The following is a 22,217-nucleotide window of genomic DNA, read 5'->3' on the forward strand; positions in this document are numbered from 1 at the left end:
TTATACAACCAGTTTGTGTATAAGGAAACGCCCTGTACATGAACGAATTAACCCCTTTTTGGTAAAAGGGCACCCATTCCTGAAATGAAAAAACAACTCTACCTTTTTATATTCTTTACCTATATTTTAGCCGTGAATTCTCCCGTTCAGGCGCAGCAAACGCGCTTGACGGGAACCATTACTGACCCCGAGACCCACCAACCTTTGGTGGGTGCTTCGGTGGCGGTGAAAGGGAAAATTACGGGTACGGTAACCAACGGAAACGGGAAATTTGAGCTTAACACGAGCGTTCCGTCCACGTTGGTGATTTCAATGATTGGCTACGAACGCCAAGAAATAAACGTGCAGTCTGCGGAACCGCTCACCATTGGGTTGAAAGAAAGTACGGCTGACCTAAATCAGGTAGTGGTTTCGGCCTCGCGGATTGAAGAGAGTAGCTTGCGCACCCCCGTTACCATTGAAAAAATGGATGCCCGCGCCATTCAACAAGCTCCCGCGGCAACCATGTTTGAATCACTCAACAGCCTTAAAGGAGTAGACATGGTAACGAGCGGACTGACGCTACGACAAGTAAATACGCGCGGATTTAATAGCATTGGCAACAGTCGTTTTTTGCAACTGACGGATGGTGTCGATAACCAATCGGCGGGCTTGGGGTTTCCAGCGGGTAGCTTTTTCGGCGTGTCAGATTTGGATGTGGAGTCTATTGAATTGATTCCGGGGGCGGCATCTGCGTTGTACGGCCCCGCCGCTTTTAATGGGTTGCTCATGACCAAAACCAAAAGCCCGTTTGATTATCAGGGATTGATTGTACAACAAAAAGTAGGCATTAACCACGTCAATGATCCTAATGGTGGCGGAGCTAAGCCCTTTTCTGAAACCGCCGTTCGTTACGCAAAAGCCTTCAATAATCGTTTTGCGTTTAAACTTAACGCATCTTATATCAAAGGAACGGATTGGTACGCCACGGATTATACTGACATTGATCCCAATACTCCTTCGGAAAAGCGAGGAGCCGCCAACCCGGGTAAAAATAGCCTGAATATCTATGGCGACGAGGTAGCTTCCACGTTGCCGGGCATCGGCCGGGTATCGCGTACGGGTTATTACGAAAAAGACGTAACCACTTATGATGTATACAGTTTTAAGGCCAATGCAGCGGTACATTATCGCATTTCTGACAAATTGGAGGCTATCTATCAAATCAATTTTAATCAGGGAACAGCCAACTATACCAGCAGCAGCCGCAACATGTTGCGGGATTTTCGGTTTACGCAGCAGCGTGTGGAACTGAAAGGCGCTAACTTTTTTGTACGGGCCTACGCGGTAGCTGAAAATTCGCAAAATGCCTATAATACCCGCTCTTTGGGACAATTCATTAATCGTACTTGGGTGAAGGATTTGAGCGGGAATGTGGTGCCTATCGGTAAAGCAGATGCCACTTGGTTTGAGCGCTACGGTGCGGCTTACAACGGAAAAATAAACGGAATAGCGCCTCAAAACCATGACGTAGCGCGGACGTTTGCCGACGATGGTAGGGTGTTGCCGGGTACAGCTGCTTTTGAAACCGCCAAAGACAAATACAGTCATTTGTACGGACTCGAAGGGGCGGGTGTGTTGAGTTTGTGCAAGATGTACCACGTCGAAGGTCTCTACGATTTTACGCCTCATTTTTCGTGGTTAAGCGTGCAGGCGGGCGGCAATATTCGCTATTATGATATGAATACAAACGGTACTTTGTTTGACGATAAAATCAATAAAGTACGGGTGAAAGAATACGGCGCTTTTGTGCAGGCGTCCAAAACGTTGTTTGAGGAGAAGTTGAAACTGATGGTATCGGGTCGTTTTGACAAAAACCAAAATTTTGCGGGCAATTTCACCCCCCGGGCCTCGGTGGTGTATTCCCCAACCAACAATCACCACATTCGGGTAAGCTACCAAACGGGTTTTCGCAATCCGACCGTGGTGGATCAATACATTAAGTTGAATGTTGGGCCGTTGATTTTATTGGGCGGTGCACCTTCCAATTCCGTAGGGCTCAACGCCTACGAAAACTCGTTCACGGCGGCTTCGGTAGGCGCATTCGGCGCGGCGTTTGGTCAGGAGACTGCCGCTGGAACGCCTTTCCCTCAGGCGGTTGCGAAGCACAAAGACAAGTTAGTCAAATCAAATGTGCCTTACATTCGCCCGGAGCAATTGCAGGCGTTCGAAATTGGGTATAAAGGCGTGTTGAACAACAAATTGTTGTTTGATGTAAGTTATTACCACGGGAAATACACCAACTTTTTAATCAATCAAGTGGTGATTCGTCCCAATACCGCCAACGTCCTTTTGGCCGATGGTACGGTCAATCCTGCGGCTGCGCAGGAGATTTTGAGCACCACAACGCGCCAAACATTCCAACTTTATACCAACGCCGCCGACAAGGTTTCGACCAACGGAGCAAGTGGTGGCATAACGGCTTTGTTGGCCAAAGGCTACCGTTTAGGGGCCAACGCTACGTGGGCGCAGTTCAATATTTTGGACGCCAATCCCAACAATGTACCTGCGTTCAATACACCGAAATGGAAAACCAACGTGACATTTAGCAACGCCCGTTTGACCGATAAAGTGGGTTTCAGCATCGCGTGGCATTGGCAGGACGCCTTTCAGTGGTACGGAACATTTACCGAAAACCGCCCAGGGTTGGTGCCTGCTTATAGTTTGATTGATGCTCAGGTGTCTTACAAACTCCCTAAACTGAAATCAATCGTGAAAGTAGGAGCGTCGAATCTGGGCAACAACTACGTAGTACAGGCGTTTGGCTCGCCAGCCGTAGGAGGATTATATTATGTGAGTTTGACTTTTGACGAGTTGCTGAGATGATGAAAATCGATAAAATAAATCCGTTGGCAGGGCAACTAACAGGCGGGCCTTCGGTTTCGCAAAATTTAGCGTTTGCGTTGTGCATGACTAGCTATTTATTTGGCGGAACGGTGGCAACACTCATGTCGGTGTACTTGCCCGTAGCCGTGCCCGAATTGCTCGGCGGTACTGTATCTGAAGCGCGCTTGGGAGAAGTGGGGGCTTACATTGGCGCCGCCTTTCTGTACGGTTGGGGCGTGGGCGGGCTTACGTTTGGTGTGGTCAGTGACCGCATCGGGCGCGTAAAATCATTGGCGCTCGTTACTGGATTGTACGGAATAGCTACACTGCTGACGGTGTTTGTCCCCAATTGGTACGCGCTCATTGCCTGCCGATTTGCCGCTGGGATGGGCATTGGCGGGGTATTGCTGATTTCGACGGTGTATTTGTCCGAAATCTGGCCCGTCCTTACACGTCCTATTGCGCTGGGGATTTTGGCCGTTGCATTTCCAATCGGTATCGTGACCACAGGCGGATTAAATGTGTTTTTTGCGAATTGGCGAGACGCTTTTTGGTTGGGAATAATACCCATTGGCACCGCTTTGGCCATGATACAATGGCTCCCTGAGTCTGCCGCGTGGGCGAGTAGTCGCCAAACCTATCGTAAACAAACCTCCGAATTGTGGGACGCCGACAATCGGCCTAATCTCATCATCGGTACCCTCATATTTGGCTCGGTACTTATTGGGTTGTGGGGTATTTTTTCGTGGATACCTACGTGGGTTCAATCACTCCTTCCGGTGGGTCAAAACGGCCAGCAAGAGCGTGGGATTACCATGATGCTCCTTGGTTCAGGTGGGATTGTGGGGGGCGTACTTTCGGGGTTTTTGATAAAGAGTCTTGGTGTTCGCAAAACGCTCATTATCACGTTTTTTGGCTGTGCGTCGGTTTCGTTTATATTGTTTTTGACCAACAGAAGTTTCGGTCCGATTGTCTACGTCGAAATGGCGTGCCTCTCGTTGTTTTTCGGCATTAGTCAAGGGGCACTTTCTGGCTACATCCCCCAATTATTTCCGACAGTCATTCGGGCAACGGCCGCAGGTTTCTGCTTCAACATCGGGCGTTTTTTTACGGCTACTTCGGTGTTTTTTGTGGGGGCTATGGTGGCTTTTTTCGGCGGACTCAGCAACGCGCTACTGACCTTTTCAGTCGCTTTTTTGGTGTCGTTGGCGGGGGCTTTTTTCAGTAGAGAGACAAATAATCAATGAATAAGCGATGCATTCGAAATGTACCGTGAAAGTAGGAAATGATTGGGGAGTGTCGTTGTTTGTTAGTTATAAATTGTTGATAATAAGAGTATTCATAAATAATAGGTTGATGATTGTATAAACAGGCTTGTTGCTTAATGGGCCTGTTTTTCTTCCAACTAAAATATAAAACTTGTATAATCATGCCACATATTTCATTACCTGAAGGTTTTCCGGGCATCCGCAGTTTGGCGGCCTATCGTCCCGATACTGGTGCAGCTTTGTACGCATTGGCCGAGGCACTTTTGCGCGGCGATTCGTCGCTGAGTCAAGCAGATGCCGAGCTGATTGCAGCCTTTACATCTTCGCAAAATGACTGTACTTTTTGTACATGTAGCCACGCGGCGGCGGCCCGTTATTTGTTTGGTACCGATAAAGAAATCGTGGATGCGGTCATGGCAGACTATCAAACGGCTCCGGTTTCTGAAAAAATGAAGACGCTCTTGGCCATTGCCCAGTGTGTACAGCAGGATGCGCGAACGGTTTCGGATGAAATTGTAGCCAATGCACGTTTGGTAGGAGCAACCGACCGCGAAATTCACGACACGGTGCTGATTGCGGCTACCTTTTGTATGTTCAATCGCTACGTGGATGGTTTGGCCACACTGACCCCCACCGACCCAGGCGCGTATGAACCCATGGGCGAGCGCATGGCTACGTTGGGTTATGTCCCTCCCAAATATCCCTAGCCCTTTAACCAAAACGATAATCCTAAATCAATTATGCCACATATTCAAGTACCCGAAAATGCGCCGGGAATCCTCGGCCCGATGAAATTCAGCCCCCAAACGGCGGAGCCTATGAATGCCCTGGCCAATGCCCTTTTGCAAACCGACGAGGGCCTGAGTCGGGGGGAGCGAGAATTGATTGCGACTTATGTATCGTCGCAAAATGAATGTGTATTTTGTCAAACAATACACGGTGCGGTGGCGAGCGCTTACCTCGGTGATGAAGATTGGTCGTTAGTGAAAGCCGTAAAGGAGGATTATGAACAAACGCCGTTGACCAATAAAATGAAGGCGCTTTTGGCCATTGCGGGGAGTGTGCAGAAAGGCGGTAAAAATGTAACAAGTGAGCAGGTAGAAGCAGCCCGTCATGAGGGTGCTACCGATAAAGATATTCACGATACGGTGCTGATTGCGGCGGCTTTTTGCATGTTCAATCGCTACGTGGATGGTTTGGCGACGGTTGCCCCGTCTGACCCCAACATTTACCGCTACCGTGCCGCAAGAATTACGCAAAAAGGATATTCGGCTGAAGGGGAGTATACCCCCCAAGCCACTTAGTAAGCATAGGTTGAAGTGAACATGAATCCTCCGACAATTTTGTCGGAGGATTTTACAAAAACTATGGCATAACAATTTGTTAATGAGTTGATTATTTATAAAATGTATTTTGTCAAACACATGAAAAATTTATTTTATATCGGCATAGCCGGTCTCCTTTTGTTTGAAATCGCCAACGTGTATTTCATCATGCCTATGCCGGGGAGTCAACGTTTGAACAGCATTGATGTGGCCTATTTTTTGCATTCGTGGCGGTGGGTTTTTCGGGGTGTATCGGGTTGCTTGATACTCCTTGGGGGGCTGTCAGCCTTTCGGGCGGGGCGATGGGGCGCGTTTTGGGCGGGCTTGGCCTTATTGGCTGTTTCAGTCGTGGCCTATGCTGCCAATTTTGAAATGGCCGCCGATTCCATGTTTTATCAACCGTCCGTTTTGACTTTTAAAAATGCCGCTGCAAATAAGGTCGATAAGGAACGTATAGTAATTGGCGTTGAAATCAACGGTCAGGCGCGGGCTTATCCGATTCAGTTTATTGGCTACCATCATCAGGTGCGGGATACGTTGGGCGGGAAGTCCATCATTGTTACGTATTGCACGGTTTGTCGCACGGGGCGGGTGTTTGAGCCTGTAGTAAATGGCCAGCCCGAAACCTTTCGACTCGTAGGAATGGACCATTTTAATGCCATGTTTGAGGATAAAACCACCGGGAGTTGGTGGCGACAGGCCAACGGCGAAGCCATTGCGGGGAAATTGAAAGGGCAAACGTTACCCGAGTTGGAGATTACGCAAATTTCGCTTGCCAAATGGCTGGCATTGTACCCCAACAGTTTGGTCATGCAGCCAGATACGAAGTTTCGGGAAGAATATGATTCATTGAGCAATTATGAATCGGGCAAGCGGAAAGGAAAACTTACTAAGCGCGATTCGGCCTCTTGGCAGGAAAAATCGTGGGTGGTGGGCGTTGAGGTGAGCAGCGGGGTAAAAGCCTACGATTGGAATCAGTTGCTAAAGAAACGAATCATCAACGACATGGTCGGTTATTTGCCCATCACCGTTGTGGTGGCCTCTGATAATAAGAGTTTTACGGCTTTGCGCCGCGCTACCCCTGGGCAAGTACTGACGGTCAGAAATGATTCTTTGTTTGATAATGGAGGCAGTGCTTACAACTTGCTCGGCAAATCATACACCCCCGACAGACCTGATTTATTAAAAGTCAACGCATATCAAGAATATTGGCACAGTTGGCAGACTTTTCATCCTGATACCAAGCAGTTTAAATAAGCTAATGCAGTAAGTTAGTTTATGCCATAACACACTATTTATTAGTCTGTTATTGAAATTTTAGTCATGAGAAAAATTTATCTATTCCTCTTTATAATCTTATCCAGTGAGCTATTAATTGGCCCAAATTAAAATCTGAGACAAAGCAATATTTCAATGAAATGGGTAAGTCAAAATGGGATATAATTTATGTGCCGTTGGCTGAACTCGACGCTGCTTTACAGCTCCCTAAGTAGAGGATTTGCTGATGTCTTCAACACCGTGAATGCCACGGCCAACGGTACCAAGTTACCGTTTGGTTGACCTGAATAAGACTTTTTATCTGATAAATAAATATACTTTTTGGCTGTTGGTCAATAACTTAATAAACAAAAGCTATTTTACGAAACGCCCTACATTTTACCTTGGTCTGTGGATTGGGCTGCCAGATGGAAAGAGTATTGTTGCAACGGTTGGGGTAAATATTTGAAAAGACATGAACTGCTGGAATATGACTAAAAACGCTTGTTATTATGGTATATAAAATAAGCTAAGGATATATTTTGGCATAGTAATTGAAGTGTATACGTTAAATGGACATTTTGTACTTGCTCAAACAGTCATTTAAGTCTAACTCTTATGAAGAAGCTTTTTTACTTTATTGTCAGCCTCGTTTTTTTCGCGGGGTGTACGGGTACGGAAATAGAGCCGTCTAAACCCAATAATTTGTCCAATTATTCGGCAGATTTTCTGCGCGAGTGGTTTAAGTTAGAATGCCGAATCGTGAAAGAAACACCTGGGTTTTTACCTCCGCAAGCCTCACGAGCTTTCGGTTACGTGGGCATTACGGCCTACGAAGCGGCGTACAGTGGCATCCCGAATGCCAAGCCATTGGCGGGTCAACTCAACCGGTTGATTCCGGCAGATATGCCCGTAGCGATACCGCTCAATGTGCGCTACCACTGGGGAATTGTGGTCAATACCGCCGTGGCCGACATGATGCGGTTTATGTTTGACAAAAACCTAAGCCCCGCCAATCTCGCCAAAATCAATGAATTGGAAGGGCAATACATGTCGATTTTTGCCGAAACCACTTCTAAAATATTGCGAGAAGAATCGGTGAAACATGGGAAAGCCGTGGCTAAGGCCATTTATGAATATTCCAAATCGGATGGGGGCCATGATTCGTATCTCAATCCTTTTTCGAGGCCATTTACCCCCGTGAAGGGCATTGATAAGTGGGAACCAACCGATGCCAAAAACCTCACCCCGTTGAGTCCTTATTGGTACAAATGCCGCCCCGTTTTGGCTTCAAATATGACGTATGGCACTCCGCCCAAGCCGATTCCATTTTCGTTTGATACCCAATCGGATTTTTTCAAACAGGCATTTCACGTTTATACGCAGGTGAACAATAATACGCCCGACCAAATCGAAATCGCCAAATTTTGGGCCGATGACCCTTTTGCCACCTGTACACCTACTGGGCACACGTTCAATATCATGACGCAGCTATTGGAAGAAACCAACTCAACCCTCGAACGAGCCGTTGTGGGCTATGCCATGCTGGGAATTGGTGAAATTGATGCTTTTATCGCCTGTTGGAAAGCCAAATACGACTATTCACTCATCCGTCCAGTGACGTATATTCAGCGGTACATTGACCCCAATTTCAAAACCGTGATCGGAACACCTGCTTTTCCTGCTTATACCTCTGGGCACGCCACCGAAATCGGTGTGGGAGAGCGCATTTTTACGAAACTTTTTACCAGTGGCGACGGCACGTACGCCTTGACAGACCGCTCACAAGTACAGCACGGTTTTGCACCCCGGAAGTTCTCAAACTTTGCCGAAATGGCCGAAGAATGTGCCAATTCGCGCCTTTATGGAGGGATTCACTATGATATGGACAACATAAACGGCTTGAAAATGGGCCGGGGAATTGGTGATAATGTGGTTAAATCCATCCAATGGCCTTCCGTAACTAAGTAACGCTCAATACTACCTGTCACTATGAAATTTAAACTTTTTTGTTGGGTAATAATCGGTTGTATAGGCCTGTTGAGTTGTGAAAAAAAAGATGATGCTCAATTTGAAAAGGACGTACAATTAATGGCCAATTTGGAGTGTGAAGCTCGCCAATTGAAGGAAGAACGCTTCAACGCCGCCAACGATATTCGGTTCATGGAAGATTCATTGGCCAAGCATCACTTGCCGCTTTCGCCCGCACAAAGCCAGCACATTGATTCGGTCAAGACGGTCTACACATTGCGGACGGGTCAATTGGCCGAAAAAATTACCAAAACCATGGATAGCCTCTTTGCCGTAAGTTATAAAACAACTGAGCAGCGGCAGGCGTTTGACGCCGCCACCGAAAAAAAGCTCCAAGAAGTGTGCAAATAGGTTTCTTGAGAAGGAAACAACGGACAGGAAACTTGTTGTCGATAGCAATTTTGTGCCGAGTAACGCGTTAATAGGTCATTTTTAGAATGATTTTATGAACAAGTTACAGATGAAAAAAATTAGTCTTTTTATCCTCGGAATTGCGTTGACGGGGCTTTTTCAACAATGCGCCGTTAGTCGACAAATATCGGAAGCCAAAACCCTGGGCGATTGTAAATACGCCATTGCTTCGGCCGACAACATCACGTTGGCGGGCATCGATGTTCGTCAATTCAGAAATATGCAGGATTTTGATTTGGCCAAGTCGCCAAGGCTGGCCTTAGCGTTGTTGAGTCAGGATGTGCCGCTTAATCTTCGGTTGAATTTGGACGTCACCAATCCGACCAAACAGCAGGCAGGCATCAATCAATTTGAATACAAAGTGTTTCTTTCTGAAAATGAGGTATTTACTGGTTTCTGGGACCAGCGCATTGATGTTCAGCCCAACGGCGGTACCACCCGTGTGCCAATGCAGCTCAGCACCAACGCCTACCGCCTCTTGACCGACTCCAAAGCGCGGGATGCGTTTGTGAACATGGTCGAAAACCTATCAGGCAAGGCGGGGTCACAGCCTTCCAAGCTGACCATCAAGCTCCGGCCAACGCTTGGCATCGGTAATTCACAAATCAATTATCCGGGCTACATTACGATTGAAAAAGAAGTAACGGCCAAAATGCTGGCAGGAGAGTAACGGCTGAATATTAAATGACCGCATCGGCGGACCGCGCATCGGCGCAAAGAAAGTAAGCTTTTTCTTTGCGCCGTTGTTGTTTTACGCCAGCTTCGCCTGAAGTTTTTGTTTAAAAAAGTAAGAAACTCCAAGAACCCCTAAAATCACTATAGGCATAATAAAAGGCGTACCCGTAGCGATGTGTGTCCAAGTGGCACCGATTAGGGTAAACGCAAATCCCGCATACGCCCATTCTTTTAGGGAGTCAAACCAAGGGTTCAACAAAGCCAAAGAGCCCAGCAGTTTAAAAATGCCCAGCATCGTTACGAAATAGATAGGGAACCCTATTTTTTGAAAGCTTTGGATTAAATCGGGAGCTTTCGTTAGGTACATGTAGCTGCTGAATAAAAACAGGAGGGCAATCAGGCCCGTCGTAATCCAATAAATTATTTTGTCGCGTTTCATTGTGGTAGAATTGAATGTTAATTGTGAGCCACAAAGGTCAGTAAAGTTGCTATACAAATGTAAGTACTATATTAAAGTATAGTGGTATACTCCAGTATAGCAACCTTGATAACTACGCAAACAACTCATGTTTTGTACACCATTTTTGAATCAGTCCGATAAAACGTTTGAAATAATCTTCACTAATAAACAAGTTGCCCCAATCATCAAACCGTTGACACTGAACGCCTAAATAGTAAAACCAGAGGCTCACCGCCAAATAGGGAATCAGGCGATTTTCTTCCTCAGAAATCTTCACAATGGTTTCGTAGCCTTCCAAAAAACGTTGGAGTTTGCGTTGGTATTCGTCGGCATCAAATTCAGTATTGAACAATTGCACATTAAAATACGCCAAATCAAGGGCTTGCCAACCGTTCCCGCAAAAATCAAAGTCAAAAAAGGTAACCCCGCCGCTAGGCGTAACGTGCATATTGTCGAACCAAATGTCCAGATGAACCGTGCCTGTTCTGACATCTCTCAAATTGATTTCCTTCAATTTTTCCACCAATTGATGGGTGGATGTTTTCAAAAAAGTCATGGTTTCAGAACCAGCGGCAAAAAATGTTTGAGCGCGTTGGAGTGGCGAAATGAGTAGGGTTTCGACGTTGTAAGTGACTCGCTCCAAAGTTAAATTTTGCGTAACTTGGTGAAAGCGAGCCATAGCAATTCCGATGTTAAAATGCATATCGTCTGTAAAGCTTCGTATTTTTTCGCCTTCGGCAAACGAGAACAAGACCCCAAACCGCAGACCTTCGGGAGCCATTATTTCCTGAATAAAACTGCCCGTTGCATCGGCAATGGGGTAGGAGATAGGCACGCCGTTTTCGTTCAACAGTTTGAGCAGACGGATTTCTTCTTCAATTTCGGTTTTTGTGCGCCAATTGTAGCTGTAAAGCCTGAAAACCAACTTTTTATCTCCGTCATTCAAAAGATAGGAATGATTGATGCCCGTTTTCAGAATACGGCATTGGAGGCGGGCGTCAAGTGAGTAGCGGGGCTGCAAAAAAGTACCTAAATGCGAAGCCGACAGCCTCGAATCATACACGGGAAAAGGGTTCATGAAGTTGGGATAAAGAGTAACTGAAAAACGTTAAACTGAAAAAGTAAATGCCAATGTGATTCGGGTTACTCATAACCCGAACTGTTTCTTTTATTCGTCAGGTTGTGAGCAACCTGACGCACGGTCTTAAGAGTAACTGAAAAATGGTAAACCGAAAAAGTAAATGCCAATGTGATTCGGGTTACTCGTAACCCGCACTGCTTCTTTTATTCGTCAGGTTGTGAGCAACCTGACGCACGGTCTAAAAGTGTAAAACCGAAAAATGATATACCGATAAATGCAAAATGTAAAAGTTTGGCATGACTGGGCAAACCGCCAAAACGGGGTGCAAAGATGCACTTTTTAAGTGTATTCTGAATCAATAAATAAAACAAGGGAGAAGTATTGGTTTATACCCAAATGACATTTCCGACAATGGCTGATTTCGTGTTTCTTTGCAACTGAAAAACAATCCATTACAGCTATGTTACAAAATGACTTAAATCACTTCGACGAAATTCTCCAAAAAATTCTTGAACAAGGCGTTGATTTTTTACAAACCATTGACCAACGCTCCACTTCTGCACCCCACACTGTGCCGTTGGTAGCCGCCTTGGAAGTAGACGGAAAAGGAACGGCGGCAGTTTTGGCCGAATTTAACCAACGTTTTGACCCGCTCATCGTGGCTTCTTCGGGACCGCGCTCGTGGGGATTTGTGACGGGTGGCGCTACGCCCGCCGCCGTGGCAGGCGACTGGCTCGCAGGAGTATATGACCAAAACCCGCAGGCTATTCAGGGACAAGGTGACTTGTCGGCGCTGATTGAGGTGGAAACCATTCAGTTGCTACTGTCGCTTTTTGACTTGCCAGAAACTTTCACCGGTGGCTTTGTGACGGGGGCGACGATGTCCAATTTTACCGCGTTGGCCGTGGGGCGTCAGTGGGTGGGCAAGCAGCAAGGGCGCGATATTGCCAAAGAAGGCGTCGGAAAAAGCGTAAAAATACTGAGCGCCACGCCGCACTCTTCGGCCGTGAAGTCGCTAGCGATGTTAGGGTTAGGAAGTCAGAATTTTATCAAAATCAATACGTTGGTGGGCAATCGGGAAGCGATGGATGTTGCGGATTTGGAAACAAAAATAGAAGCGCTTTCAGGCGAGCCTTTTATCCTGATTTCGAGTGGCGGCACGGTCAATACCGTTGATTTTGACGATTTTGAAGCCATTGCCCGATTAAAAGAAAAACATAATTTTTGGTGGCACATCGACGCAGCCTTTGGCGGTTTTGCAGCTTGTTCGCCCAAATACAAGCATTTACTGAATGGCTGGGAAGGTGCCGACAGCATTACTGTTGACTGCCACAAGTGGCTGAATGTACCTTACGAAAGTGCCTTCTTTTTGGTGAAAAAAGAACACAGTATTTTGCAGGTAGAAACTTTCCAAAACTCCAATGCGCCTTACCTCGGCAACCCGCTCGAAAATTTCAGTTTTCTTAATTTTTTGCCCGAAAACTCGCGCCGACTGCGCGCCTTGCCCGCGTGGTTTACGCTGAAGGCGTATGGTAAAAAAGGTTATCAGGAAATTGTGGAAAATAGCATCCAGATGGCGCAGTTGTTGGATAATTTTATTCAGCAAAGTATTGATTTTGAATTGCTTGCGCCAACGCGTCTAAACAATGTGTGTTTTACTCTAAGGGGTGAAGAAAATCAGGATAAAGTCCATTCGTTTCTGACCCAACTCAACCAACGCGGCCGAGTATTTATGACCCCAACGGTCTACGACGGCAAAAAAGGCATCCGGGCGGCGTTTGTCAACTGGCGTACCACTGAAAAAGATGTGAAGATTGCCATTGCCGAAATGAATGCGGTCTTGGCTCCTTCGGCGTAGATTAGTAATTCGGCAGATTGCTCACAACTTGAAGTATGAAAAAAAATGGTTCGGGTTGTGAGCAACCCGAACCACATTGGTATTTACTTTTTCGGTTTTACACTTTTCAGTTTTACATTTTTCTGTTTACTATTTTTAGCCTTTTTAAGCTCTTCATCATCTTCGGCCCGTCGTTTTTGCATGGTTTCGGTGCGGTCCAATTCTTCCGATTCAGCAAAGGCTTTCCAGTCAAATTTTTCATCAAATGGGTCAAGCGCTTTTTGCGGGTCAAACAGACGTTTATCAATCGCCACGGCATTGTAAGGCGTGTAATCGGGCGTATTGGTAAACAGGTCGATGAGGTTCGTCGCACTTGCGTCGTACTGGTTGAGGTACGGCATTTTGAGGATATTCCAGAAAGTTTTGAACACGCTGCCAAAGCTATAGTGCTCGTGTCCAACGTAGTTTTTCTTGACCCAAGGCGAAATCGTCAGCAACAAACTGCGGTGGGCGTCGATGTGGTCCACTCCGCCCTGCGGGTCATCTTCCAGCACCACGATGAGCATTTTTTTCCAATAAGGGGTTTTGCTCAAAAACTCTACCACGCGTCCGAGGGCCAGGTCGTTGTCGGCCATGTAGCTTTGCGTAAACGGATAACCTGCTTTGGCGCGTTCGCGGGTGCCGTGGTCGTTGGGCAACATCAGCGTTAACATAGATGGTAATTTTCCATTCGGCCCCCCCCATTTCTCGTTAAATTCCTTCATAAACACATCGGCCCTGAATTGGTCTGGAATGGCCATATTGTAGGTCGGGTATATTTTAGAAGAGCGGTCGTAAAGCGGTGCGGGCAAGGGATAATTGATGGTATACAGCTCGCCGATGTACTTCATGGTACTGTCTGAATAGGCAGCGGCCATTTCGACCCCGAAACCGAAGTTAAAAAACTCCTTTTTGTTGCGTTCGAGGTGGTCCCAAATTGAGCCAGCCTCGGTATAATCTTCGGGGTAAATACTGCCTGCCGAGCCGTAAAAAGACCAATTTCCTGGTGCCTTGGAGGTATCAATCAAGTCGCGTTTTCCGCCGTAAGCGGCGGCGGTGCCCGTTTCGACCCATTCGTTGGGATATACGCCCACCATCCAGCGGTGGCCATCGGCTGAGACGTCGGCATCGCAGTAAAAATTGTCAGACATCGCAAAACGCTTCGCCAATGCCGCATGATTGGGCATCACGTCTACATTTTCCAACGTTTGGGTTTTGTTGCGGTTGGAAAACGTCGCCTTCAGCCCATAACGCGCCAATGAAGCCTCTCCTTTACCGTTGGTGTTTTGTCCAAATACTTCGTCGTAGGTGCGGTTTTCCTTGGAAATAAACACGATATGCTCAATGTTGGAAAGCGCATTTTTGGTAACGGATTTTTGTTCAAACTTAAAATTATTGGAAATCACTTTTTGGGTCAGCGCGGCGAGTTGGGCGTCGGTGGGAATATCAATGACCGATACCGTTCCTTTCATTAAGCTACCCACGTAGCTACCTTCTGGGCCAGGTTTAAAATTTGGTCCGCCGTTGGGGCCACTTCCGAATCCTTTGGCATTGGTAACAATTAACTGTCGCCCGTCGGGCGATACTTTCAGCTTGGACGGAAACCAACCCGTGGGGATATGACCCAATACTTTCAGGCTTGGAATGTCAATCACGGCCACGGCGTTGATGCCCGCTTCTGCCACGTAGAGGCGCTTTTGGTCGGGCGAGGTAGCCACGCCAAACGGAATCAATCCGCGCAGCTTGCCCAAACGCGGGTCGGGCTGCAACGGAATGGTATACACCACGGTATCTTTCTGAATATCAATGACCGATACGCAGTCGTTGTTACCATTGCTGACAAACACATATTTGTCAGTAGCGGCCACCGAGTTGGGGCTGCTGCCGCCCACAGCGGGAAAATCTTCAATCATCTGACCCACCAGAAAGCCCGTTTTGGTCTTGTTTTTTACTTTCCAGCTCGTGCCGTTGGGCGAATAACTCCACACCGAAAAGGCCTCGGGTGCGTTGGGACTCCCCAGCGCGGGGATGCCTTTGGCGGCGTTGCCTTCTTCCATTTCCTTGCTGCCATATTTGGTAGCAGGCCACGGATGCGCGGTTTTTTTAAGGTTTTTGGGGTCTAAATCGGTAAAAGGTTTGTATTCAAAAACACCCACGTTGGCCACGTAGATGCGTTGCTCATCGGGCGAAAAACTAATGCCGAAGGGATAGCGTCCCGTGGGGATATTGTCGGCTACGCGCTGGGTTTCGGTGTTGACGACCACAATTCTAAACCCGATTTGGTCAACCACGTAGAGGCGTTTGCCGTCGTTGGAAAGAACGAGGTCGCCGAGGTAGCCATGCTCGTAGTTTTTGGCAGCGCAGTTGATAGAACCCTTGCCTTTGCCCGTGTTCAGGTCAAACAAAAAGATTTTGTTGGTTTGTCCGCCTGCTACGTAGAGCGTTTGGTTGTCGGGGCTGATGGCCAAACCCATGAAGCAGGCTTCCAAAATACCGTCGTCCGTTTTGAACCCTTCGGGTACTTGTAAAACGGTCGGATTGGCGCTGCGTACGTTTTTGATGATTGAAACAGAAAAAGGGTTAGTGCCCGAGTTGGCGGTGACGGCGATGTTTCCGTCCTTGCTCAACACCAATCCGTAGGGGTGCGGGGCGGTCATGATTTGTTTGCCCAAGGGCGTGATGAGGCGTCCATTGGGCAACACACTCACACCGTTTTTGTCAACTTTGGCGTATTCACTGCCCGCGGGAGCAGAAATTTGCCAAGCCTGTGACCAACTGAGTTGGCTGACGGAAAGGCACAAAAAGGAAAGGAAGAAAATGCGTAGCATAAGAAATTGATTTTAAATTGCCATTAAATTGCCATGCCATTTATGGCATGGAATAAAGAATAAAGTTTTGAGGGCTTTAGCCCTTTGACATTACCATTTAAACTCAGCCGTGAGCCATAGGCTGCGGCCGTAGCCGTTGATGCCTGAGCCGTGGGTGCGGTAATCTGCGTCAAAAAGGTTCTGAACGGCAGCGGTAAAGCTGATTTTTTTCAGCGTATAGCCCGCATTCAGATTCAACACATTCCAAGCGGGTGTACCGCCTTTTGCGATTCGATTGTCGTCTTTGTCGCCTTGAGCTAAGCGCTCTTGCGCACCCGCAAACCAAAATTCGGGACGAACCCAAGCGTTGTTTTTTGAGAAATTCAGACCCACCCGGCCATTGACGGGCGGAATACGACGCATGGGCTCGTTCTTGGTTTCACTTTGTCCGAAGCAATAAGAAACGTTGCCGTACAGTTGTAGCGACGTAAACAAACTGGCCTGGAGTTTGGCGTCAAAACCGTTGATGTAAGCTTTTTCGACGTTTTCTTTACGGTAGACATTGATGCCGTTGACCTGCTCATTGGGTACCCTTACCCGCGTGATGAGATTTTGGAGTTGGGTAGAATAATAGCCCATTTGGAGGCCAATGGTTTTGGTCGCTATTTTTAAGCCTAGCTCGTAAGTTGTTGATTTTTCTGGTTTTAAGTTGTTTGTGGGAACTTCGTAGCGAAAATCTACGATGCCCAACGTGCCCAAATCGTCGATGTTGGGGGCGCGGAAACCCGTGCTGATGTTGAGGTAAGGTGCAATGGATTTTCCAAGGTTGTACGATAGGTTATAATTGTACACAAACGCGGCGGGCGTCAGGCGGCTGTCGCCGATGGTGGCGTCGGGAATGTCAATCACAAATCCGTTGTAACGAATGCCAAACGTTGAATTGAGCCGGGCTAAGTTGGTGCTTACAATGGAATAAGCGGCGTAGTTCAGAAAGGACGAATTGTTGGGGTACAACCCTCGGCTGTAGGTGCGCTGAAGCGTGGCATTGTTTTCGTCGTACCGCTCGCTATTGACCTTGTCGCGGTAGAGTTCAATGCCAGAATTAAGGGTTAATATTCCCCTCAAAAAACGCGACTGATTGTTGTACGTCAAGCCCCAAGTTTGTACTTTATCGGTTTCCGAGCGGAGCGCGGTGGTTCCGTTTTTTTGGCTCAAACGGCCTTCCTGCGTGGCCTGCCGCGAAACCGTAAAAGTCTGATGATTAAACCAGTTGGACTCATTCTGGTTCTCCAATTTGATATACGTCAACTGCCGGCGCTGGGGGTCAAATTGGTTGATTTTAAAGTTTTCCAATTGATACCGAAAAAACACCTCCACATTGCGTTGACTGACCGACTGATGTGCCAACGTGGCCATCCAGCCGTGGCCTAGATTCAACTTTGCTTTCAGGTCAAAATCCTGCTCTTTGTAACCCGAAGGTGATTGGAAACCAGTGTTTTTGCCCCCCAACACATCTCCGAAACGACGATGGGTATACCCCGCCTGAAACGCCGCGTTGGCTCCGCCGTAGCGAGCTTCGACGCGCCCGCTTTGCTCCATGCCTGCGCTCACCAAGCGTCCCAATACCCGGCCACTGAATCCCGTGTTAAATTCAGGGGCAGTGGTAAAAAGTTGAATCGTCCCACCCAATGCATCGGAGCCGTATTGTACCGAGCCACTTCCTAAAAGTACTTCTGCCCGACCCAAAGTAAAGGCGTCGATGGTGTTGAGGTATTGATTGGGGCCGTAACGGAAAGTGCTGTTGTTGAGGCGAATATCGTCAATAAGTAGCAAGGTTTGGTTGCCCGTCAGGCCGCGCACAAAGGGCGAACCCGCACCGTGGGTGGTTTTTTGGACGAACACGCCCATTTGATTCATCAAAAGCTCTGGGGTGCTGCGCGCCTGCGACGTCTTGATTTCTTCCTGACCGATGGCATAAATCAGGGCGGGAGTTTGAAATACGGTTTTTTGGCCCCGGGTGGAGGTGACGACAACCTCATTTAATTGCTTGGTTTTGAGTGAGTCGGGAGACTGGGCAAACGACGAGCGCAAGCCCAGTACAATGAAAAAAGAAAAAGCGGAAAAGGAGAGTTTAGACATATTTTGATAAAGAAACGGTATGGTGACAAAATTACTGACTTTTACTTCTTGATGAATTACGCAAAAGTTATGTTTCGGACTAGCCACTGAATTTGCTCAGAACAAACGCATTGGCGCTTCGATTTCAACAATTGCCTGCTAAATGTAAGAAATATTTATAAACATTTGTGTAGTAATTGTTAACAATCTGCTTTTGTAGCTTAATAATTCCTTTACTCACTTTACTGTGAAATGCTCCAATCAATTGACACTTTTGTAAAAATTCAGATCAGATGAAACCTTCCACCAAATCCAGCCTTTTTCTATGCCTCGTCGGGGCGTTTCTTTTACTCGAAAATTCCTGTCAGCGGCAAAATCGCGCCACTTCCGAAAGCGCTCAGTTTTACCAAATGCTGACCTCCAAACGGATTAAATTGCCCAACGGGTGGTCGTTGACCCCAGCTGGTAATAAAAGCCTCTCCTTGAATGATTTACCGCTAAACTTGGTGGTTTCTTCGTCGGGAAAATACGCGGCCGTAACCAACAACGGACAAAAAACGCATAGCATTACCCTCATTGATGCCGCCACGCAGCAGATTTTGGATGATGTTGTCGTGCCCAAAGCGTATTACGGACTCACCTTCAGTGCCGACGAAAAAACGTTGTACGCTTCGGGCGGCAACGACAACAAAATTCTGATTTTTCAACTTCAGAACAACAAACTCAAAGCCGACGGCGAAATCGTGTTGGGCAAACCTTGGCCCGAGAAAATCGGCCCCGTTGGGCTTTGCATCGACGAAGCACAACAGAAATTGTTTGTCGTAACCAAAGAAAATAACTCCCTGTACGTGTGCGATTTGAAAACCCGTAAAGTGTTGAAAAACATTAGCTTGGGTTTCAAAGGTTACGCGTGTCAGTTGTCGCAAGACAAAAAACAACTGTTTGTCAGCCTTTGGGAAGGAAGCGGGGTTAGGATTTTGAACGCCGAAACATTGCAAACGGTTGTGGATATTCCGACGGCCAAAAACCCCAATGATTTGCTCCAAACCCGCGACGGCAAATTTCTGTACGTGGCCTGTGGCAACGACAACACCGTGATGATGATTGACTTGGCCAAGCAACAAGTGGTCGAAACCCTCAACGCATCGTTGTATCCCAACGCGCCCGTGGGAAGTACCCCCAACGCCTTGGCACTCACGCCCGACGAATCTAAGCTGTTGATTGCCAACGCTGACAATAACTGCATTGCGGTCTTTAACGTGGCTGAAAAAGGCAAAAGCCGTTCGTTGGGCTTTGTGCCTACGGGCTGGTATCCGACGTCGTTGAAGGTCATCAATAACCAAATTTGGGTAACCAACGGCAAAGGCTATTCGTCGGCGGCCAATCCCAAAGGGCCGAATCCAAATCGTTCCAAATCTCCTCAGTACAAAGGGGCAAATGCGGAGGCTAATCGCGACGAAACGCAGTACATCGGTGGGTTGTTTAAAGGGACGTTATCTATCATTGATTTTCCTGACGAAGATATTTTGGGCGTTTATTCCAAGCTGGTTTACGAAAATACGCCTTACACCAAAAACAAAGAAACATTGGCCGAAGGTGAAGCGGGCAACCCGATTCCGATGAAAGTGGGGGATGCGTCGCCCATCAAATACGTTTTTTATATCATCAAAGAAAACCGTACCTACGACCAGATATTGGGCGATATGAAAGAAGGCAACGGCGACGCGGCCCTGTGCTTGTTTCCCGAAAAAGTAACACCCAACCAACACGCCTTGGCGCGCGAGTTTGTGCTGTTGGATAATTTTTATGTCGATGCCGAAGTGAGCGCCGACGGGCACAATTGGTCATCGGCGGCGTATGCGAATGATTACGTAGAAAAGAACTGGGTGACGAGCTACGGCGGTCGCGGCGGCACCTACGATTATGAAGGCCAAAAAGAAATTGCTTACCCCCGCGACGGTTTTATTTGGGACCACTGCAAACGTGCCAACGTTAGCTACCGCAGTTACGGGTGGTTTGTGGATGACAAGCCCACCATTCCCGTTCTTGAAGGTCATTTTGCCCCCAATTTCAAAGGTTATAATTTGGGTTACATGGACATTGACCGTGAAAAAGCCTGGGAAAAAGATTTTGATGAATTGGTGAAAAACAACGCTGTGCCACGCCTCAGTACCGTTCGGATGGGCAATGACCACACCTCGGGTGCTCGTGTGGGCTATCCTACGCCCGATGCCGCCGTGGCCGACAATGATTTGGCCGTGGGGCGCTTTGTGGAGCACCTTTCTAAAAGCCCGATTTGGAAAGAATCCGTCGTATTTATTTTGGAGGATGATGCCCAAAACGGCCCCGACCACGTGGATGCACACCGTTCGATTGCCTTTGTAGCAGGTGGCTACGTAAAGCGCGGTTTTGTAGACCATACCATGTATTCTACTTCGGGAATGTTGCGTACCATAGAATTGATTTTGGGTCTCAAACCCATGAGTCAGTACGATGCCGCGGCGGTGCCGATGTGGCGTTGTTTCCAAAAAACGCCCAATACTGCGCCTTTTCAGGCCAAAGAGCCGGGCGTTGATTTGAACGAAAAAAACGTGGCGGCCAACTACAATCACCACCGCACGCTCCAGTTTGATTTGTCAAAACCCGACGCCATTGACGACCTGATTTTCAGCGAAATTGTGTGGCAAACGGTGAGAGGAGAGAAGTCAAAAATGCCCGCGCCAGTAAGGGGAGCGTTTGTCAAATTAAAAGAAAAAGAGGAAGAAGAAGAGGGGGATGATGATTAAAAATCACGGGGTTTCTCAGCGGCCGTTCAACCGCTTTTCTCAAAAATAGTACGACATTTGCGGCGTTATTATTTTCTCCAACATCACACGTTTAACGCATCAATTATGTTTACCGCTGAGCAACTCAAAACCTTTACGCAACATATATTTCAAAGCATCGGCTTCTCGGAGGCCGATGCGCATTTGGCGGCTAAAACCCTCATCTCAGCCGATTTGCGCGGGGTAGATTCGCACGGAATTGCCCGTTTGGCGGGCTATGTTCGTCTTTTCGACCACGGCCGCCTGAATCCCAAGCCCAATATTCGCATCGTACACGAAACCCCCAGTACGGGCGTAGTAGACGGAGATGCTGGCGTGGGCTTGGTCGTAGGGCCAAAAACGATGGAGATTGTCATCGAAAAAGCCAAAAATGTAGGTTCGGGTTGGATTTCTGTGCAAAACTCCAATCACTTTGGCATTGCGGGTTATCATGCCATGATGGCCTTGGAGCACGATATGATTGGGATGGCCATGACCAATGCTGCGCCGCTGGTAGCGCCCACGTTTTCGTTGGAAAAGATGCTCGGTACCAATCCCATTGCGGTGGCGGTCCCTGCCCATGAAGAACCCGCTTTTGTGGCGGATTTTGCCAGTACAGCGGCGGCTTACGGCAAGTTTGAGATTCTTCAACGCAAAAACCTGCCGGCACCGCTCGGCTGGGCGCAGGATGCCAACGGAGAAATTACGACCGATGCCAATCCCATTAAAAATGGCGGGGCATTATTACCCCTCGGCTCCGACCGCGAACACGGCAGCCACAAAGGATATGGTTTGGGGGCGATTGTGGATATTTTTTCGGGCGTTTTATCGGGGGCCAATTACGGCCCGTGGGTCCCGCCTTTTGCCACGGCGGGCTTTATGGCGGCCGCCGAAGGCGTAGGCAGAGGAACGGGACATTTCTTCGGGGCCATGCGCATTGACGGCTTCCGGCCAGCCGATGAATTTAAGGGGCACATGGACAACTGGATTCGTCGTTTTCGTAGTGCGCAGGCCGTGGAAGGTAAACAGGTATTGGTGCCGGGCGACCCTGAGCGTGAAATTGAGGCCGAGCGCCTGCGCGACGGGCTTGATTTGCTCGACCCCGTGGTTCAGTCGTTGGAAGAACTGGGAAAAAGATTTGGGATTACGTTATAAAATTCTAAATTGCTGTATAAACAGCTCGTTGACCATTGCTGACATTAATCATGGTTTCTTTATGAGCAGATGCATAAACTTGCT

15 protein-coding genes are annotated in these 22,217 nt (G+C 47.8%); 11 read left to right on the forward strand and 4 right to left on the reverse strand.

What is annotated here, in order from left to right:
• Positions 1-84: 84 nt before the first annotated feature.
• The 8 genes from NCI00_RS15610 to NCI00_RS15645 all read left to right on the forward strand — a co-directional run bounded on the left by NCI00_RS15610 (position 85) and on the right by NCI00_RS15645 (position 9,827).
• On the forward strand, positions 85-2,865 hold the full coding sequence (locus tag NCI00_RS15610) for a TonB-dependent receptor (protein WP_253529029.1): 2,781 nt from the start codon (positions 85-87) through the stop codon (positions 2,863-2,865).
• Positions 2,862-4,112, forward strand: coding sequence for an MFS transporter (locus NCI00_RS15615; RefSeq protein ID WP_253529031.1), 1,251 nt, complete (start codon positions 2,862-2,864; stop codon positions 4,110-4,112). The genes NCI00_RS15610 and NCI00_RS15615 overlap by 4 nt, the downstream gene beginning before the upstream one ends.
• A 182-nt stretch (positions 4,113-4,294) precedes the next feature.
• Positions 4,295-4,840, forward strand: a complete 546-nt coding sequence (locus NCI00_RS15620; protein ID WP_253529033.1) for a carboxymuconolactone decarboxylase family protein — start codon at positions 4,295-4,297, stop codon at positions 4,838-4,840.
• Positions 4,841-4,873: 33 nt separating this feature from the next.
• On the forward strand, positions 4,874-5,437 hold the full coding sequence (locus NCI00_RS15625; protein ID WP_253529035.1) for a carboxymuconolactone decarboxylase family protein: 564 nt from the start codon (positions 4,874-4,876) through the stop codon (positions 5,435-5,437).
• A gap of 120 nt (positions 5,438-5,557) precedes the next feature.
• Positions 5,558-6,715 (forward strand): DUF3179 domain-containing (seleno)protein, encoded by a 1,158-nt coding sequence (locus tag NCI00_RS15630; RefSeq protein WP_253529037.1) that lies wholly within the window; start codon positions 5,558-5,560, stop codon positions 6,713-6,715.
• 618 nt (positions 6,716-7,333) lie between these two features.
• Positions 7,334-8,686, forward strand: a complete 1,353-nt coding sequence (locus NCI00_RS15635) for a vanadium-dependent haloperoxidase (protein WP_253529039.1) — start codon at positions 7,334-7,336, stop codon at positions 8,684-8,686.
• Between the two features lie 21 nt (positions 8,687-8,707).
• Positions 8,708-9,097 (forward strand): hypothetical protein, encoded by a 390-nt coding sequence (locus NCI00_RS15640; protein ID WP_253529042.1) that lies wholly within the window; start codon positions 8,708-8,710, stop codon positions 9,095-9,097.
• A 109-nt stretch (positions 9,098-9,206) separates the two neighbouring features.
• A complete protein-coding gene (locus NCI00_RS15645) occupies positions 9,207-9,827 on the forward strand; it encodes a hypothetical protein (protein WP_114069128.1) in 621 nt (206 codons plus the stop codon).
• Positions 9,828-9,908: 81 nt separating this feature from the next.
• Here NCI00_RS15645 and NCI00_RS15650 read toward each other — a convergent pair whose 3' ends face one another.
• Positions 9,909-10,271, reverse strand: a complete 363-nt coding sequence (locus NCI00_RS15650) for a DoxX family protein (protein WP_114069129.1) — start codon at positions 10,269-10,271, stop codon at positions 9,909-9,911.
• Between the two features lie 112 nt (positions 10,272-10,383).
• The gene (locus tag NCI00_RS15655) at positions 10,384-11,370 is read right to left on the reverse strand and encodes a phosphotransferase enzyme family protein (RefSeq protein WP_253529044.1); all 987 of its coding nucleotides are present in this window, start codon (positions 11,368-11,370) and stop codon (positions 10,384-10,386) included.
• 463 nt (positions 11,371-11,833) lie between these two features.
• On the opposite strand from NCI00_RS15655, the gene NCI00_RS15660 reads away from it, so the two are divergent.
• Positions 11,834-13,231, forward strand: coding sequence for a pyridoxal phosphate-dependent decarboxylase family protein (locus tag NCI00_RS15660; protein WP_253529046.1), 1,398 nt, complete (start codon positions 11,834-11,836; stop codon positions 13,229-13,231).
• Between the two features lie 83 nt (positions 13,232-13,314).
• Here NCI00_RS15660 and NCI00_RS15665 read toward each other — a convergent pair whose 3' ends face one another.
• Both NCI00_RS15665 and NCI00_RS15670 read right to left on the reverse strand, forming a co-directional pair.
• Positions 13,315-16,077 carry a bifunctional YncE family protein/alkaline phosphatase family protein gene (locus NCI00_RS15665; protein ID WP_253529048.1) on the reverse strand — a complete coding sequence of 921 codons (2,763 nt, stop codon included), beginning with the start codon at positions 16,075-16,077 and terminating at the stop codon, positions 13,315-13,317.
• Positions 16,078-16,167: 90 nt separating this feature from the next.
• A complete protein-coding gene (locus NCI00_RS15670) occupies positions 16,168-18,195 on the reverse strand; it encodes a TonB-dependent receptor plug domain-containing protein (RefSeq protein WP_253529051.1) in 2,028 nt (675 codons plus the stop codon).
• A 272-nt stretch (positions 18,196-18,467) separates the two neighbouring features.
• Here NCI00_RS15670 and NCI00_RS15675 point away from each other — a divergent pair, with 272 nt between their 5' ends.
• Both NCI00_RS15675 and NCI00_RS15680 read left to right on the forward strand, forming a co-directional pair.
• Positions 18,468-20,960, forward strand: coding sequence for an alkaline phosphatase family protein (locus NCI00_RS15675; protein WP_253529054.1), 2,493 nt, complete (start codon positions 18,468-18,470; stop codon positions 20,958-20,960).
• Positions 20,961-21,065: 105 nt separating this feature from the next.
• Positions 21,066-22,133, forward strand: a complete 1,068-nt coding sequence (locus NCI00_RS15680; RefSeq protein ID WP_166560116.1) for an Ldh family oxidoreductase — start codon at positions 21,066-21,068, stop codon at positions 22,131-22,133.
• Positions 22,134-22,217: the final 84 nt, after the last annotated feature.

Source organism: Runella salmonicolor, from assembly GCF_024158025.1.
GTDB lineage: Bacteria > Bacteroidota > Bacteroidia > Cytophagales > Spirosomataceae > Runella > Runella salmonicolor.

Coding starts and splice junctions, on each gene's coding strand:
- NCI00_RS15610 (WP_253529029.1), top strand. CDS start 85: ATGAAAAAACAACTCTACCTTTTTATATTCTTTACCTATATTTTAGCC.
- NCI00_RS15615 (WP_253529031.1), top strand. CDS start 2,862: ATGATGAAAATCGATAAAATAAATCCGTTGGCAGGGCAACTAACAGGC.
- NCI00_RS15620 (WP_253529033.1), top strand. CDS start 4,295: ATGCCACATATTTCATTACCTGAAGGTTTTCCGGGCATCCGCAGTTTG.
- NCI00_RS15625 (WP_253529035.1), top strand. CDS start 4,874: ATGCCACATATTCAAGTACCCGAAAATGCGCCGGGAATCCTCGGCCCG.
- NCI00_RS15630 (WP_253529037.1), top strand. CDS start 5,558: ATGAAAAATTTATTTTATATCGGCATAGCCGGTCTCCTTTTGTTTGAA.
- NCI00_RS15635 (WP_253529039.1), top strand. CDS start 7,334: ATGAAGAAGCTTTTTTACTTTATTGTCAGCCTCGTTTTTTTCGCGGGG.
- NCI00_RS15640 (WP_253529042.1), top strand. CDS start 8,708: ATGAAATTTAAACTTTTTTGTTGGGTAATAATCGGTTGTATAGGCCTG.
- NCI00_RS15645 (WP_114069128.1), top strand. CDS start 9,207: ATGAAAAAAATTAGTCTTTTTATCCTCGGAATTGCGTTGACGGGGCTT.
- NCI00_RS15650 (WP_114069129.1), bottom strand. CDS start 10,271: ATGAAACGCGACAAAATAATTTATTGGATTACGACGGGCCTGATTGCC.
- NCI00_RS15655 (WP_253529044.1), bottom strand. CDS start 11,370: ATGAACCCTTTTCCCGTGTATGATTCGAGGCTGTCGGCTTCGCATTTA.
- NCI00_RS15660 (WP_253529046.1), top strand. CDS start 11,834: ATGTTACAAAATGACTTAAATCACTTCGACGAAATTCTCCAAAAAATT.
- NCI00_RS15665 (WP_253529048.1), bottom strand. CDS start 16,077: ATGCTACGCATTTTCTTCCTTTCCTTTTTGTGCCTTTCCGTCAGCCAA.
- NCI00_RS15670 (WP_253529051.1), bottom strand. CDS start 18,195: ATGTCTAAACTCTCCTTTTCCGCTTTTTCTTTTTTCATTGTACTGGGC.
- NCI00_RS15675 (WP_253529054.1), top strand. CDS start 18,468: ATGAAACCTTCCACCAAATCCAGCCTTTTTCTATGCCTCGTCGGGGCG.
- NCI00_RS15680 (WP_166560116.1), top strand. CDS start 21,066: ATGTTTACCGCTGAGCAACTCAAAACCTTTACGCAACATATATTTCAA.